Annotated in this window: 15 protein-coding genes; 2 read left to right on the forward strand and 13 right to left on the reverse strand. The window is 60.3% G+C overall.

The genetic code is table 11. The annotated features are described in order from the left end of the window. Positions 1-63 precede the first annotated feature (63 nt). The 12 genes from lipA to PMI36_RS20110 form a co-directional block, all read right to left on the reverse strand. Positions 64-1,086 (reverse strand): lipoyl synthase, encoded by a 1,023-nt coding sequence (lipA, locus tag PMI36_RS20165; RefSeq protein ID WP_007894397.1) that lies wholly within the window; start codon positions 1,084-1,086, stop codon positions 64-66. Between the two features lies 1 nt (position 1,087). Beyond that, the gene (gene lipB, locus PMI36_RS20160; RefSeq protein WP_008070104.1) at positions 1,088-1,735 is read right to left on the reverse strand and encodes a lipoyl(octanoyl) transferase LipB; all 648 of its coding nucleotides are present in this window, start codon (positions 1,733-1,735) and stop codon (positions 1,088-1,090) included. After that, the gene (locus PMI36_RS20155) at positions 1,735-2,010 is read right to left on the reverse strand and encodes a DUF493 domain-containing protein (RefSeq protein ID WP_007894389.1); all 276 of its coding nucleotides are present in this window, start codon (positions 2,008-2,010) and stop codon (positions 1,735-1,737) included. The genes lipB and PMI36_RS20155 overlap by 1 nt, the downstream gene beginning before the upstream one ends. 80 nt (positions 2,011-2,090) lie before the next feature. After that, positions 2,091-3,248 carry a D-alanyl-D-alanine carboxypeptidase family protein gene (locus PMI36_RS20150; protein ID WP_008070106.1) on the reverse strand — a complete coding sequence of 386 codons (1,158 nt, stop codon included), beginning with the start codon at positions 3,246-3,248 and terminating at the stop codon, positions 2,091-2,093. A 182-nt stretch (positions 3,249-3,430) separates the two neighbouring features. Then, complete coding sequence (locus tag PMI36_RS20145) at positions 3,431-4,441, reverse strand: septal ring lytic transglycosylase RlpA family protein (RefSeq protein WP_008070108.1); 1,011 nt, start codon at positions 4,439-4,441, stop codon at positions 3,431-3,433. Next, entirely contained in the window at positions 4,441-5,451 is a 1,011-nt protein-coding gene (gene mltB, locus PMI36_RS20140) for a lytic murein transglycosylase B (protein ID WP_008070110.1), read from the reverse strand. Before mltB ends, PMI36_RS20145 begins: the two co-directional genes overlap by 1 nt. 17 nt (positions 5,452-5,468) lie before the next feature. Continuing rightward, positions 5,469-6,572, reverse strand: coding sequence for a rod shape-determining protein RodA (rodA, locus tag PMI36_RS20135; protein ID WP_050549258.1), 1,104 nt, complete (start codon positions 6,570-6,572; stop codon positions 5,469-5,471). Between the two features lie 31 nt (positions 6,573-6,603). Further along, positions 6,604-8,499, reverse strand: coding sequence for a penicillin-binding protein 2 (gene mrdA / locus PMI36_RS20130; protein ID WP_008070114.1), 1,896 nt, complete (start codon positions 8,497-8,499; stop codon positions 6,604-6,606). 10 nt (positions 8,500-8,509) lie between these two features. Then, positions 8,510-8,977 (reverse strand): 23S rRNA (pseudouridine(1915)-N(3))-methyltransferase RlmH, encoded by a 468-nt coding sequence (gene rlmH / locus PMI36_RS20125; RefSeq protein ID WP_003185785.1) that lies wholly within the window; start codon positions 8,975-8,977, stop codon positions 8,510-8,512. Positions 8,978-8,986: 9 nt separating this feature from the next. After that, positions 8,987-9,481 carry a ribosome silencing factor gene (gene rsfS, locus PMI36_RS20120; RefSeq protein WP_008070116.1) on the reverse strand — a complete coding sequence of 165 codons (495 nt, stop codon included), beginning with the start codon at positions 9,479-9,481 and terminating at the stop codon, positions 8,987-8,989. 72 nt (positions 9,482-9,553) lie between these two features. Then, entirely contained in the window at positions 9,554-10,243 is a 690-nt protein-coding gene (gene nadD, locus PMI36_RS20115) for a nicotinate-nucleotide adenylyltransferase (protein WP_008070128.1), read from the reverse strand. 1 nt (position 10,244) lies between these two features. Continuing rightward, positions 10,245-11,516 (reverse strand): glutamate-5-semialdehyde dehydrogenase, encoded by a 1,272-nt coding sequence (locus PMI36_RS20110; RefSeq protein ID WP_008070131.1) that lies wholly within the window; start codon positions 11,514-11,516, stop codon positions 10,245-10,247. A gap of 189 nt (positions 11,517-11,705) precedes the next feature. Between PMI36_RS20110 and PMI36_RS20105 the strand changes: the two genes are divergently transcribed. Continuing rightward, entirely contained in the window at positions 11,706-12,404 is a 699-nt protein-coding gene (locus tag PMI36_RS20105; RefSeq protein WP_008070133.1) for a DNA-3-methyladenine glycosylase, read from the forward strand. A 176-nt stretch (positions 12,405-12,580) separates the two neighbouring features. Continuing rightward, complete coding sequence (locus PMI36_RS20100; protein WP_008070135.1) at positions 12,581-13,897, forward strand: bifunctional DedA family/phosphatase PAP2 family protein; 1,317 nt, start codon at positions 12,581-12,583, stop codon at positions 13,895-13,897. A gap of 94 nt (positions 13,898-13,991) precedes the next feature. Here PMI36_RS20100 and PMI36_RS20095 read toward each other — a convergent pair whose 3' ends face one another. After that, positions 13,992-14,582, reverse strand: a complete 591-nt coding sequence (locus PMI36_RS20095; protein WP_008070137.1) for an LON peptidase substrate-binding domain-containing protein — start codon at positions 14,580-14,582, stop codon at positions 13,992-13,994. Positions 14,583-14,590: the final 8 nt, after the last annotated feature.

Here is a 14,590-nt window from a genome sequence, read left to right on the forward strand (position 1 = left end):
CTGCTAAAAAAAGGCCCGCAAGGCCTGGAAGCCTTGCGGGCCTTTTTTGCTCTCAAAACGGGATCAGGACGACATCAGCTCGGCCTTGACCAGTTTCGCCTGCTCGTCAGCGTGGTACGAGGAACGTACCAGCGGCCCGGAAGCAACGTTCTTGAAGCCCATCTTGTAACCTTCCTCGGCGAACCAGGCGAAGGTGTCCGGGTGTACGAAGCGCTGGACCGGCAAGTGGCTGCGGGACGGTTGCAGGTACTGGCCCAGGGTCAGCATGTCGATGTCGTGTTCGCGCATGCGCTTCATGACTTCGATGACTTCTTCGTCGGTTTCGCCCAGGCCCAGCATCAAACCGGACTTGGTCGGAATGTGCGGCATCATCTGCTTGAAGCGTTGCAGCAGGGTCAGCGACCACTGGTAATCCGAACCCGGACGCGCGGCCTTGTACAGGCGAGGCACGGTTTCCAGGTTGTGGTTGAACACATCAGGCGGCTCGGCGGCGGTGATTTCCAGCGCGACGTCCATGCGGCCACGGTAGTCCGGAACCAGGGTCTCGAGCTGCACGTTCGGCGACAGTTTGCGGATTTCGCGGATGCAATCGGCAAAATGCTGGGCACCGCCGTCACGCAGGTCGTCGCGGTCTACCGAGGTGATTACGACGTACTTGAGTTTCAGGTCGGCGATGGCAATGGCCAGGCTTTGCGGCTCGTTGACGTCCAGTGGCTTCGGACGACCATGACCAACGTCGCAGAACGGGCAGCGACGGGTGCAGATGTCACCCATGATCATGAAGGTCGCGGTGCCACCGGAGAAGCACTCGCCCAGGTTCGGGCAGGACGCCTCTTCGCACACGCTGTGCAGCTTGTGTTTACGCAGCAGGGCCTTGATGCGGTCGACCTCCGGGGAAACCGGGATGCGCACGCGAATCCAGTCGGGTTTCTTCGGCAGTTCAGTGGTCGGGATGATCTTCACCGGGATGCGTGCAACCTTCTCGGCGCCGCGCAGCTTGACGCCGGCTTCAACCTTGGCACGCGGGGCCGGACGCTCGGTGACATCGAGCGTCGGGATCATGGTTTGCACTGCATCAGTAGTCATATCAGTCGATTCCGCCCGTTAGGGTCGTCTGCTCAGCATAGTCGAGGTGTTTGACGAGCTGCGCGCGCAGCCGGGCACTTACCTCGGCAAATTCAATCGATCCTGCGTGATCGCACAGCTGGGTCATTGCCAGCCCGGCGTAGCCGCAGGGATTAATCCGTCGAAACGGTTCCAGGTTCATATCCACGTTCAAGGCCAGGCCATGAAAGGAGCAACCGTGGCGGATCCGCAGACCCAGAGAAGCGATTTTCGCGCCATCGACATAGACACCCGGCGCATCCGGCTTGGCCACCGCGGTCACGCCGTAGCTGGCCAGCAGCTCAATCAGGCATTGCTCCATGCGGCTGACCAGATCACGCACGCCGAACCCCAGCTTGCGAACGTCCAGTAACAGGTAGGCCACCAGTTGGCCGGGACCGTGATAAGTCACCTGACCACCGCGGTCGACCTTCACCACCGGAATATCCCCCGGCAGCAGCAGATGCTCGGCCTTGCCTGCCTGACCCTGAGTGAACACCGGCGGGTGCTCGACCAGCCAGACTTCGTCGGCGGCATCACTGCCGCGTTCGTTGGTGAAGCGCTGCATGGCATGCCAGACCGGCTCGTAAGCCATCTGGCCGAGCTCGCGAAAGCCCAGCGTGCCAGACATCACAGCACCATGTGCACGAAACCGGTAGCCCGCAACTCGCTGTTGATGTCGTACAGCTGTTCCTGGCCGGTGGCGATGATGTGCAACTGGATGGTCGTGTACTTGCCGTTGGTACTCTGCCGTTCGGCAAAGGTGTTGTGGTCAACGGTCGCGTGTTTCTCAAGGATCGCAATGATCTTGTCCTTGAAACCCACGCCGGTGTCGCCGATTACCTTGATCGGGTAATCCGCGCAGGGGAATTCGATTTTTGGCGCCTTTACTTCAGTTTCTGTCATGGCGTAACGGCCTCGTAAGCCGTGGCAACGGACATGGCCCCGCTCCGGATTGGAACGGGGCCATGCAGGTCCACACTAATTCAGTTGAACAAGCCGTAGAAGAATAGACGGATGCTATCCCACATGCGGCGGAAGATACCACCCTCGTCAACCGCGTCCAGAGCGATCAGGTCGGCGCTGTGCACCACTTTGTCGTCCAGTTTCACTTCGACTTTACCGATCACATCGCCCTTGGCGATTGGCGCGACCAGTTGCGGGGTCATGGTCATGCTGGCGGCGAGCTTTTTCAGCTGGCCTTTTGGCAGGGTCATGGTCAGGTCTTGAGCCAGGCCGGCCTTGACTTGATTGGTGGTGCCTTTCCAGACAGGTGCCTGAGCCAGCTCGGCGCCTTTCTGATAGAAGGTCTGGGTTTCGAAGAAGCGGAAACCGTAAGTCAGCAGCTTCTGGGTTTCAGCAGCACGGGCCACTTCGCTGTTGGTGCCGAACACCACGGCGATCAGGCGCATGCCATCACGTACAGCCGAAGACACCATGCAGTAGCCGGCTTCGTCGGTGTGACCGGTTTTCAGACCGTCGACGGTCTTGTCGCGCCACAGCAGCAGGTTGCGGTTAGGCTGCTTGATGCCGTTCCAGAAGAACTCTTTCTGCGAGTAGATCGCGTAGTGAGCCGGGTCTTCGTGGATGATCGCGCGAGCCAGCACGGCCATGTCGTGAGCCGACGAGTAGTGCTCAGGGTTTGGCAGACCGGTCGGGTTCATGAAGTGGCTGTTGGTCATGCCCAGGTCGGCCACGGTTTTGTTCATCATGTCGGCGAACGCGTCTTCGCTGCCGGCGATGTGCTCGGCGAGCGCAACACTGGCGTCGTTACCCGACTGAATGATGATGCCGTGCAGCAGGTCGCTGACGGTGACTTGCGAACCCACCTTGATGAACATCCGCGAACCGCCGGTACGCCAGGCGTTCTCGCTGACGGTCACCGGATCGTTTTCGCCGATCTGGCCGCGACGGATTTCCAGGGTCGCGATGTAAGCGGTCATCAGCTTGGTCAGGCTGGCCGGTGGCAGACGCTGGTCACCATTGTTCTCTACCAGCACGTTGCCGCTGCTGGCGTCCATGAGTACATAGGCTTTGGCGGCCAGTTGCGGTGGCGACGGCATTATCTCGGCCGCGAAAGCCGCGGGTGAGAGAAGCAGCGGGACTAGCAGGCACAGGCGTTTGGCAAAGGTGGTGATGTTCATCCGTCTCTCGAAATCGCTAATGGAAACTGCCCTAGGGCAAAACTAATCAGACAACTCTCTAAAAAGTTGTCGCGTGTTCAGTTGCTCACTCTGCAACCCTTGCCGGGCTTTTGTTCTTCAACGAGCCAACAACCCGGTTCGCCCCCCAAACCGCAAGCGAACCGTCAATCAAGTACTACGTGTTACTCGGCGCTGACCAGACTCGGCGAACCGAGATTGGCCAGCCGCACGCTGTTTTGCACTTGCTGGATTTCACCCGGCGAGCCGATCGGCCCCAGGCGCACCCGATGCAGTGTCTGTTGGTTACGCACGATCGAGCTGATGAACACCGGAGCGCTCACCATCCCGCTGAGCTTCGATCTCAGGAGCTCTGCAGCGTCCGGGTTGGCGAACGCGCCCACCTGCAGATACTGGCCAGAGGCTGGTACAGAAGCGTTTTTTTTTGCATCGATCTGCACGGGCACTACGGCCGCGGCGTGTTGCTGCGGCGGTGGGGTCCATTGCTCGACGGTGCCGGCCGATGCCGTAATCACCGGGGCGCTATTTTGTGCGACTTTCGGCTCGTTAAGCATTAAAGGCGCCGGGCGGCCTTTGGCTGCCCACCATTGCTGCGGGTCGATGCCTTCGACCTTGACCCGCGCCGTACCGGTTTCGGCATAGCCGAGTTTCTTGGCGGCCGCGTAGGACAAGTCGATGATCCGGTCCGAGTAGAACGGCCCGCGGTCGTTGACCCGCAGGATGACCGTCTTGTTGTTGTCCAGGTTAGTCACCCGAACGTAACTGGGCAGTGGCAGGGTCTTATGCGCTGCGCTCATGCCGTACAGGTCATACACTTCGCCGTTGGCGGTGTTCTGGCCATGGAATTTGGTGCCGTACCAGGACGCAGTGCCCGAGGCCACGTAGGTCCTGGATTCTTGCATCGGGAAGTAAGTCTTGCCCAGCACCGTGTACGGGTTGGCTTTATAAGGACCGCTGTGCAGGGTCGGCGTGGCATCTGGAATGCGCGTTACGTCGACGTCCCACCAGGGTGCGCCATCCTTGTGAGCCCGGTTGATATCCAGGCCAGGTGCCGAACGAACGGCGGTCGGGGACTTCTGAGCCGGCGCGCGACTGGTCGAACAACTGGCGACCAGAACCGTCAACGCGGCGAATGCCATGAGCTTCAGGGGTTTATTCATAGGCAATGCCCGCATTACTTGACGCCCCGTGCTTGGACCAGCTGTTCAGACAGTTGATGTACGGCCATGGCGTACATCACGCTGCGGTTATAACGCGTGATTGCGTAAAAATTCGTCAGGCCCATCCAGTATTCAGGGCCATTGTCACCTTCCAGGCGAAAAGCTGTGACCGGCATATCATCGCGCAGCGCATCATGACTCGACCAGCCCAGCGCCCGCAACTCCCCGACAGTTTTCGTCGGTTCGATGCCTGCGGTCAAACCTTCATCTACCTGATCGCCACGCACATCGGCGCGGCTGACCACAGGTTCGCCGGCGACCCAGCCGTGACGCTTGAAATAACTGGCGACGCTGCCGATGGCATCATCCGGGTTGGTCCAGATATTAATGTGGCCGTCACCGTCAAAATCCACCGCATAGGCGCGAAAACTGCTCGGCATGAATTGCGGCAAGCCCATGGCCCCGGCATAGGAGCCTTTGAGGGTCAACGGATCGACCTGCTCTTCACGGGCCAGCAGCAGGAATTCACGCAATTCCTTGCGGAAGAATTCGGCACGGGGAGGATAGTCGAAACCCAGGGTCGACAAGGCATCGATCACCCGGAAATTGCCGGTATTTCGACCAAAGAAGGTCTCCACGCCGATGATCGAGACGATGACCTGCGCCGGCACACCGTATTCCTGCTCGGCACGAGCCAGGACCGCTTCGTGCTGACGCCAGAAGTCCACACCACGGGCGATGCGCGCCTCGGTGATGAACATCGGGCGATATTCTTTCCACTGCTTAACCCGTTCGGCGGGCTTGGAGATCGCGTCCAGAATCGACTGTTTGCGCTCGGCTTCGCGGAACACGCCCATCAGCTGTTCACCGGCAAAGCCATAGTCGCGGGTCATTTCACCGACGAACTCGGCCACCTGGGGTGAGCCTTCGTAATCGCCGCCCCACGCTTGCTGCGTGGTACCAAGGATGCTTACCAGGCCGACCCACGGTGCGTATCGAGTCGCCCAGCCACGCATTACTTGCATTGAAATCTTCACCTTATTCAAACCTGTGCGATCCACTTGCGATGGGTATGGATCGACATCAAAACCCCAAACGCTGACAGTAGCGTCACCAGCGAAGTTCCTCCGTAGCTAATGAACGGCAACGGCACCCCCACTACCGGCAACAGGCCACTGACCATACCGATGTTGACGAAAACGTAAACAAAAAACGTCATGGTCAGGCTGCCCGCGAGCAATTTGCCGAACAATGTCTGCGCCTGGGCGGTAATCACCAGCCCGCGACCGATCAACAACAGGTAAATCAGCAACAATGCGCAGATGCCCACCAGGCCGAATTCTTCGCCCAGCACCGCAATAATGAAGTCGGTGTGGCTTTCCGGCAGGAAGTCCAGGTGCGACTGGGTGCCAAGCAACCAGCCTTTGCCGAACACGCCACCGGAACCGATGGCTGCTTTCGACTGAATGATGTTCCAGCCCGTGCCCAGCGGATCGCTCTCGGGGTCGAGGAAGGTCAGGATTCGCTGCTTCTGGTAGTCGTGCATGATGAAGTACCACATGCCGACCGCCACCGGCACAGCCGCGGCAATCACGCTGAGAATCCAGCGCCAGCGCAGGCCGCCCATGAACAGAACGAACGCGCCACCGGCGAGAATAAGCAGCGAAGTGCCGAGGTCGGGTTGACGCACGATCAGAATGAACGGCAACCCGATCAGAAACAGACTGACGCCCACATGCTTGAGTTGTGGCGGCAAGGAGCGCTTGGCCAGGTACCAGGCGATGGTTGCCGGCATCAGGATCTTCATGAATTCCGAGGGCTGGAAGCGGATCACCCCGGGAATGTTGATCCAGCGTGTGGCACCCATGGCGTTGTGGCCCATGACATCCACCACCACCAGCAACAGCACGCCGATCACATAACCGACCGGCACCCAACGGGCCATGAAGCGCGGCTCGAACTGGGCGATGACGATCATCGACACCAGGCCGATGCCGAAGGAGGTGGCTTGCTTGGCCAGCAGATCCCAGCTTTTGCCGCTGGCCGAATACAGCACGAACAGGCTGCCGGCCGCGAGGGTCAGAAGCAGGATCAGCAATGGGCCGTCGATGTGCATGCGTTGCAACAGCGTCGCACGGCGACGCATCACATCCTCGCTGGAGAGAATGCGATCGAAATTACTCTTCACGGGCCGTAGCCTCCGCACTGATAGGGCTGGCGTATTCGGCTTTCAGTCGGCCGTCCTGGTCCAGGAGCCAGGCGTCCATGACTTGACGCACCACTGGCGCGGCGACGCCGGAACCGGACTCGCCGTTCTCGACCATCACCGACACCACGATTTGCGGGTTGTCGGCCGGCGCGAAGCCGACGAACAAGGCGTGGTCGCGGTGACGCTCCTGAACCTTGGAGCGATCGTACTTTTCGCCCTGCTTGATCGCGACCACCTGGGCCGTACCACTTTTGCCGGCAATCCGGTATTGAGCACCGATGGATGCCTTGCGCGCCGTACCGCGGGCACCGTGCATCACCTGCTGCATGCCGTGGTTGACCTTGGTCCAGTCCGACGGGTCGCGCAGAATGATGTCCGGCATCGGATTTTCGTCCACCGGCTTCGCACCTTCGAGGGTCTTGGCCAAATGCGGACGATTCCACACACCCTTGTTGGCCACCAGCGCCGTGGCCTGCGCCAACTGCAACGGAGTGGACTGCATGTAGCCCTGACCGATCCCGAGAATCAGCGTTTCGCCCGGGTACCAGGCCTGACGACGGGTCGCGCGCTTCCATTCCCGGGTCGGCATCAACCCCGGCGACTCTTCGAACATGTCGAGGGAGACCTTCTGACCAATGCCAAATTTGCTCATGTAGGCCGACAACCGATCAATCCCCAGCTTGTGCGCCAGGTCATAGAAGTAGGTGTCGTTGGACCGCATGATCGCCGTGTCCAGATCCACGTAACCGTCGCCGGTACGGTTCCAGTTACGGTATTTGTGATCGTAATTGGGCAGTTGGTAGTAACCGGGGTCGTAGACCCGGGTCGATGCAGTGACCACGCCCGCATCCAGGCCGGCAATCGCCACCGCCGGTTTAATTGTCGAGCCCGGCGGGTACAGACCGCGCAACACGCGGTTGAACAATGGCCGGTCGATGGAATCGCGCAACTCGGAATAGGCTTTGAAACTGATGCCGGTGACGAACAGGTTCGGGTCAAAACTCGGCTGACTGACCATCGCCAGGACTTCGCCGGTTTTCGGGTCCAGCGCCACTACCGCGCCACGACGACCGCCGAGCGCGGCTTCGGCGGCTTCCTGCAATTTGATGTCCAGGCTCAGGACGATGTCCTTGCCGGAAATCGGCTCGGTACGTTTGAGCACCCGCAACACGCGGCCACGGGCGTTGGTCTCGACTTCTTCGTAACCGACCTGACCGTGCAGCTCGGGCTCGTAAAACCGCTCGATGCCGGTTTTACCAATTTGATGGGTGCCGCTGTAACTCACCGGATCGAGCGTCTTGAGCTCTTTCTCGTTGATCCGCCCCATGTAACCCACCGAGTGCGCAAAGTGCGCGCCCTGCGGGTAATGCCGCACCAGCTGCGCGACCACTTCCACACCAGGCAGGCGGAACTGGTTCACCGCGATGCGGGCGATCTGCTCTTCGCTCAGTTCGAACAGGATTGGCACCGGCTCAAACGGTCGGCGCCCCTGACGCATGCGCTTCTCGAAAATCACCCGGTCCTCGGGCGTCAGCTCCAGCACTTCAACGATCACGTCGAGCACTTGCTGCCAGTCACCGGAGCGTTCGCGGGTCATGCTCAGGCTGAAGCTGGGCCGGTTATCGGCCACCACCACGCCATTGCGGTCGAAGATCAATCCGCGAGTCGGCGGAATCGGCTGCACATGGACGCGGTTGTTTTCCGACAGTGTCGAGTGGTACTCGTACTGGATCACCTGAAGGAAATACAGCCGCGCGATCAGCACGCCAATCAGCGCCACCACTGCAATGGCCCCGAACACGACGCGGCCACGCACCAGACGGGCGTCTTTTTCGTGGTCCTTGATGCGGATCGGCTGGGGCATGAGGGCAGAACTACTTGTGGTAAGGGTGGCCGGACAGGACTGTCCAGGCACGATACAGCTGTTCGCCGATCAGAATCCGCACCAATGGGTGCGGCAACGTCAACGGTGACAACGACCAGCGTTGATCCGCCCGGGCACAGACTTCCGGCGCCAGCCCTTCGGGGCCGCCGACCATGAAATTCACCGTGCGCGAGTCCAGCCGCCAGCGATCGAGCTCAACCGCCAGTTGCTCGGTGCTCCAGGGCTTGCCGTGGACTTCGAGGGTGACAATGCGCTCGTTCGGCCCGACCTTGGCCAGCATGGCTTCGCCTTCCTGACGGATAAAGCGCGCCACGTCGGCGTTCTTGCCGCGGGTGTTGAGCGGAATTTCCACCAGTTCCAGCGCCAGCTCGGACGGAAGACGCTTGGCATATTCATGCCAGCCTTCTTCCACCCATTTGGGCATGCGTGAACCGACGGCGATCAGTCGCAGTCGCACAGCGTTCCCTTATTGCTGGTCTTTGTTGAGCTTGATGAAATGCTCATGGGTGTTTTCCGGGCTGTGGTGCGCGGCGCTGCCGGCACGGCTCTGCTCGGCACCCTGCCACAAACGCTCCAGGTCATAGAACTGGCGAGCGCTGGCAGTCATCATGTGCACGATGACGTCGTCCATATCCAGCAGCACCCAGTCGCTGTCGCCCTTGCCTTCTTCACCCAACGGCTTGACGCCCTGAGCCTTGACCGACTCGCGGACCTTATCCAGCATCGCGCCGATCTGGCGGTTGGAAGTACCGGTAGCGATGATCATGAAATCAGTGATGCTCTGCTTTTCACGAACGTCGATCACCAGAACATCCTGGGCCTTGACGTCTTCCAGGGCCGCTACGGCAACCTTGACCAGCTCTTCGCCGCGCAGTTCCGGGCCGGTATTGGCCACTACTGGCAGCGGAGCGCTCTTGAACGTGCCCTTGCGCTTTACTTTGTTTACGTCTTTGTCAGTCATATAAAACTCGTTTTGCTCATGTGTTCGGGCGCTTCGATACACGCATTCACGTGCCTTGAAGCGCGCCCTTTTTCAGTTCGACGCACGGTAAAGCCCGTGCGCATCGATGTAGGCCAGGACCGCGTCGGGCACCAGGAAACGTACCGACTTACCGCTGGCCAGCAGTTGACGGATCTGGGTGGCGGATACCGCGAGCGGCGTCTGCCAGACGAATGCAATCTGTCCGCTCGGCCCTTTGAGGGCCAGCGGGTCGCTCACCGAGCGTGCCGCCAACAGATTGCGCAAGGCATCCGGCGGTTCGCTGTCGGCATCCGGGCGTTGCAGCACCAGGATGTGGCAATGCTGGAGCAACTCTTCCCAGCGGTGCCAAGTGGGCAGGCCGCAAAATGCGTCCCAGCCCAAAAGTAGAAAAACCTGATCTTGTGCGGCAAGTTCGGCGCGCATCAGTTCCAGGGTGTCGATGGTGTAGGACGGTTTGTCCCGCTGCAATTCGCGGGCGTCCACTACCAACGGTGCCACACCGGCCACCGCGCACTTGACCATCGCCAGACGGTCCTTCGCCGACACCTGCGGCGTACCGCGATGAGGCGGCCTGGCACTGGGTGTCAGACGCAACTCATCGAGCGCCAGCGATTCGGCGACTTCCAGCGCACCGCGCAAATGGCCGATGTGCACCGGGTCGAAGGTCCCGCCCAACACGCCAATGCGTCGAGGCTGGGGCTCGCTGGCGGTCACCTGGGCTGACGGGTCGAAGTCGCCCAAGTCAGAGCGACTCCTGGCCGCGCAACTGACCGTCACCGACCACGATGTACTTCTCGCAGGTCAGCCCTTCGAGGCCCACCGGGCCGCGGGCGTGCAGCTTATCAGTAGAAATGCCAATCTCGGCACCCAATCCGTATTCGAAGCCATCGGCAAAGCACGTCGGCGTATTGATCATTACCGAAGACGAATCGACTTCAGCCACGAAACGCCGGGTGTCGGCCAGGTTTTCGCTGACGATCGAATCGGTGTGATGGGAGCCGTACTTGTTAATGTGCTCGATGGCCTGATCCAGACCGTCGACCACGCGGATCGAGAGGATCGGCGCCAGGTATTCGGTGTGCCAGTCTTCTTCAGTGGCCGCAACGGCCTCGATGATCGCCCGTGTACGCTCGCAACCGCGCAGCTCGACGCCTTTTTCGCGCAACTGTGCCGCCATCGACGGCAGGAAATCCTTGGCGACCGCTTGATCCACCAGCAGGGTTTCCATGGCGCCACAGATGCCATAACGGTAAGTCTTGGCGTTGAACGCGATGCGCTGGGCTTTCGGCAGATCGGCGTGGGCGCTGACGTAGACGTGACAAATGCCGTCCAGGTGCTTGATCACGGGCACGCGGGCATCGCGACTGACCCGTTCGATGAGGCCACGGCCACCGCGGGGCACGATAACGTCGACGTATTCCGGCATGGTGATCAATGCGCCGACGGCAGCACGGTCGGTGGTTTCGACCACTTGCACTACGGCGGCCGGCAGACCGGCCTCGGCCAGGCCGCGCTGGATGCAGGCGGCAATGGCACGATTGGAATGAATCGCCTCGGAGCCGCCACGCAGGATGGTCGCGTTGCCGGACTTCAGGCACAGGCTGGCGGCATCGATGGTCACGTTCGGCCGTGATTCGTAGATGATCCCGATCACGCCCAATGGCACGCGCATCTTGCCGACCTGGATGCCAGACGGGCGATAACTCATGTCGCGGATCGCCCCCACTGGGTCCGGCAGTGCCGCGACCTGACGCAAACCGACGATCATGCCGTCGATGCGCTCCGGGGTCAGTGCCAGACGTTCCAGCAAAGCAGGTTCCAGACCATTGGCGCGGCCGGCGGCCAAATCCAGTTCATTGGCCGCGGTCAGCTCGGCGCGTGCAGCGTCCAGCGCATTGGCAGCCGCCTGCAAGGCGCGGTTTTTCTGCGCGGTGCTGGCACGGCCGATCACGCGGGAAGCTTCGCGGGCGGCGCGACCCAAACGGGTCATGTAGTCAAGAACGGACTCAGTCATGGTCTGCAATGGTCTTTGCTAAGGTCTTGGTAAAGAGTAAAGCGGCAGATTATAGCTGTCGCGTCCCGGGACTAACAGCGGTGACAGGCGGATGGTCGAAATGGAGGGCAATTTGCCGACGTTCAGCCGTGATTAAGTTGCATATTGTTATCATCACGACTCAATCAGCCCTGATAAACGCTGTTCATCATGACCAATCTGCCTGTTTCTGCATCCACTACGCGCCAGCCCACGGGGCTGCCGGATGCATTTTTCGACCGCGACGCCCAAACGCTGGCCCGGGATTTACTGGGCAAAATCATCCGCCATAAGGTCGGTGACCTGTGGCTCAGCGCCCGGATCATCGAGACCGAAGCCTATTACTTCGAAGAAAAAGGCAGCCACGCCTCCCTTGGCTACACAGAAAAGCGTAAAGCTTTGTTTCTGGATGGCGGCCACATCTATATGTATTACGCCCGCGGTGGCGATTCGTTGAACTTCAGCGCTCAGGGTCCGGGTAATGCGGTATTGATCAAATCCGCCTATCCATGGGTCGACGAACTGAGCGGGCCGGCGAGCCTGGCGCAAATGCTATTGAACAATCCCGATGCTCAGGGCCGCCCTCGCCCCTCGCAAAAGCTGTGTGCCGGGCAGACGCTGCTTTGCAAGGCGCTGGGGCTGAAGGTGCCGGTCTGGGACGCCAAGCGCTTCGACCATGAAGTACTGCTGGTGGAAGATGTCGGGCCGGCGCCCGGCCACATTATCCAGACCACACGCCTGGGCATTCCCCACGGGCGTGACGAACACTTGATGTACCGTTTTGTTGATGCGGCTTACGCACTTTATTGCACGCGCAACCCGCTGCGCCGGGGGCAAGTCGAAGGGCGCGATTATTTTTTGCTGACGTGAACGATGAAAATCCAGTGTGGGAGCGGGCTTGCTCGCGAAGGGGCCCTTTCAGTCGATATTAGTGCCGCCTGACACTCCGCCTTCGCGAGCAAGCCCGCTCCCACATGAAATCTGTGGTGTTGTGAAGATTGCGTTTGTCCCTTGAGGCCAATTGATTATTTGATGGAGTTGTTTTTATGGGCCCATGGCTCGATAGCGTGACCGGTTGGCTGACGATCAATCCGCAGTGGTTGGCCGCGGCAGTGTTCATTGTGGCTTGCATTGAATGCCTGGCGATTGCCGGGCTGATCGTGCCCGGCACAGTATTGCTGTTTGCCGTGGCAGTGCTGGCCGGCAGTGGCGCGTTGTCATTGGGTGAAACGCTGCTACTGGGTTTCCTCGGCGGTGTGCTGGGTGACATCGTTTCGTACTTTTTAGGGCGACATTTCCACCAGAACATCCGTCGCCTGCCAGGGTTGCGCCATCATCCGGAATGGATGGCCGGGGCCGAGGCGTATTTCCAGCGTTATGGCATCGCCAGCCTGTTGGTCGGCCGCTTTATCGGCCCCTTGCGGCCGATGCTACCGATGGTTGCCGGGATGTGCGACATGCCCTTCCCGCGCTTCGCCGTCGTCAGCCTGTTGGCTGCCGCAGGCTGGAGCCTCGCCTATCTCCTGCCGGGCTGGGCCACCGGGGCGGCGATCCGCCTGCCACTGCCGGAAGGTTTCTGGCTTGAAGCCGGGATTGTCGCCGGCAGCATTGCGGTGATGGTAGGTCTGAGCGCAAACAGCAGCCTGCGCCGCCATCGCCAGGCAACCATCTGGATCAGCAGCATGAGCCTGTCGATCCTGATCGGCCTGTTCATTGGCTATCCGCACCTGACCGCCCTCGACCAAGGATTGATGACCCTGATACAGGAACACCGCAGCCCGGCGCTCGATGAAGTGGCCGTGGTGTTCACGCTGATCGGCGAATTCCGCAACATGTTCATGTTCAGCGCGCTGCTGACAGTTTTGCTGTTGCTGACACGACAATGGCGGCACGCGCTTTTCGCAGGCGCCACTTTGCTTTTCACCGCACTGGGCAATACCGCGACCAAGCACTTTTTCGCCCGCGTGCGCCCGGAAGTGCTGAGCGACCCACTGACCAGCTACAGCATGCCCAGCGGCCATGCCTCGGGCTCTTTCGCATTGTTCTTGACGCTCGCGGTGCTGGCCGGTCGCGGACAACCGCCGCGCATGCGCCTGACCTGGTTGTTGGTGGGCTGCTTGCCAGCGCTGACGATTTCCTTGTCACGGGTGTACCTGGGCGCGCACTGGCCGACCGATGTGCTGGCCGGGGCGATGCTGGCGGCGTGCGTGTGCGCGGCCAGCCTTTGGCTGACTCAACGCCAGACTTCGCTCACCGCCATGCCGCCGAAAATCTGGTGGCTGGTGTTGCCTTCATTGGTGGCGTTGTTCGGTTTCTTTGTGTTGAGGCATATGCCGCATGCGATGTTGAGATACGCGTACTGAAAAGATCAAAAGATCGCAGCCTTCGGCAGCTCCTACAGGGTGTACGCCAATTTAATGTAGGAGCGGCCGAAGGCTGCGATCTTTTTAGCGCACGTCAGGCAAACAAGTCACCCTGCAACTTATCCAGCAACGCCTGAATCGCATCCAGACGTTGCTGCGGATCATCGAGTTGCAGCAGGTCAATTTTGTCCGTTTCGGCAAACGGCAGCAGATACGCCAACTGATTGGCCAGCGACTGTTGCCCCGTCGCTTCGGTGCCCATGTTCAGCGCTTCGACCATTGGATGTTCCGCCAAGGCCTTGAGCAGCGCGACCAGGTCGGCGTCTTCTTCCTGTAGCGGTTGTTCGGGTTCATCTTTGAGCCATTCGACTTCGGCGACGATCAACTGGTCGCGCTGCACCTCGGTGCGCACCACATGAAAGCGTCGCCCGCCTTTCACCCGAATGCCCAGCAGGCCATTGTCCTGCTGATGGAAATCGGTGATCAGCGCCTCGCACCCGACCCGTGCGTAGCCTTCGGGGGCGATGCCGACTTCTTCACCGTCGAGGATGCACACCACCCCGAAGCCGCCGCCCTGTTTCATGCAGCGACCGATCATGTCCAGGTAGCGCGCCTCGAAGATCTGCAAGTCGAGGATGCAGTCCGGAAACAACACCGTGTTCAGCGGAAAAAGCGGCAGACTCATAGACATTT

The sequence above is a fragment of the Pseudomonas sp. GM79 genome (assembly GCF_000282495.1).
GTDB lineage: Bacteria > Pseudomonadota > Gammaproteobacteria > Pseudomonadales > Pseudomonadaceae > Aquipseudomonas.

Bases quoted from the DNA above. Each gene is read 5' to 3' on its own strand.
- lipA (WP_007894397.1), bottom strand. From the start codon at position 1,086: ATGACTACTGATGCAGTGCAAACCATGATCCCGACGCTCGATGTCACC.
- lipB (WP_008070104.1), bottom strand. From the start codon at position 1,735: ATGTCTGGCACGCTGGGCTTTCGCGAGCTCGGCCAGATGGCTTACGAG.
- PMI36_RS20155 (WP_007894389.1), bottom strand. From the start codon at position 2,010: ATGACAGAAACTGAAGTAAAGGCGCCAAAAATCGAATTCCCCTGCGCG.
- PMI36_RS20150 (WP_008070106.1), bottom strand. From the start codon at position 3,248: ATGAACATCACCACCTTTGCCAAACGCCTGTGCCTGCTAGTCCCGCTG.
- PMI36_RS20145 (WP_008070108.1), bottom strand. From the start codon at position 4,441: ATGCGGGCATTGCCTATGAATAAACCCCTGAAGCTCATGGCATTCGCC.
- mltB (WP_008070110.1), bottom strand. From the start codon at position 5,451: ATGCAAGTAATGCGTGGCTGGGCGACTCGATACGCACCGTGGGTCGGC.
- rodA (WP_050549258.1), bottom strand. From the start codon at position 6,572: ATGCGTCGCCGTGCGACGCTGTTGCAACGCATGCACATCGACGGCCCA.
- mrdA (WP_008070114.1), bottom strand. From the start codon at position 8,499: ATGCCCCAGCCGATCCGCATCAAGGACCACGAAAAAGACGCCCGTCTG.
- rsfS (WP_008070116.1), bottom strand. From the start codon at position 9,481: ATGACTGACAAAGACGTAAACAAAGTAAAGCGCAAGGGCACGTTCAAG.
- PMI36_RS20110 (WP_008070131.1), bottom strand. From the start codon at position 11,516: ATGACTGAGTCCGTTCTTGACTACATGACCCGTTTGGGTCGCGCCGCC.
- PMI36_RS20105 (WP_008070133.1), top strand. From the start codon at position 11,706: ATGACCAATCTGCCTGTTTCTGCATCCACTACGCGCCAGCCCACGGGG.
- PMI36_RS20100 (WP_008070135.1), top strand. From the start codon at position 12,581: ATGGGCCCATGGCTCGATAGCGTGACCGGTTGGCTGACGATCAATCCG.
- PMI36_RS20095 (WP_008070137.1), bottom strand. From the start codon at position 14,582: ATGAGTCTGCCGCTTTTTCCGCTGAACACGGTGTTGTTTCCGGACTGC.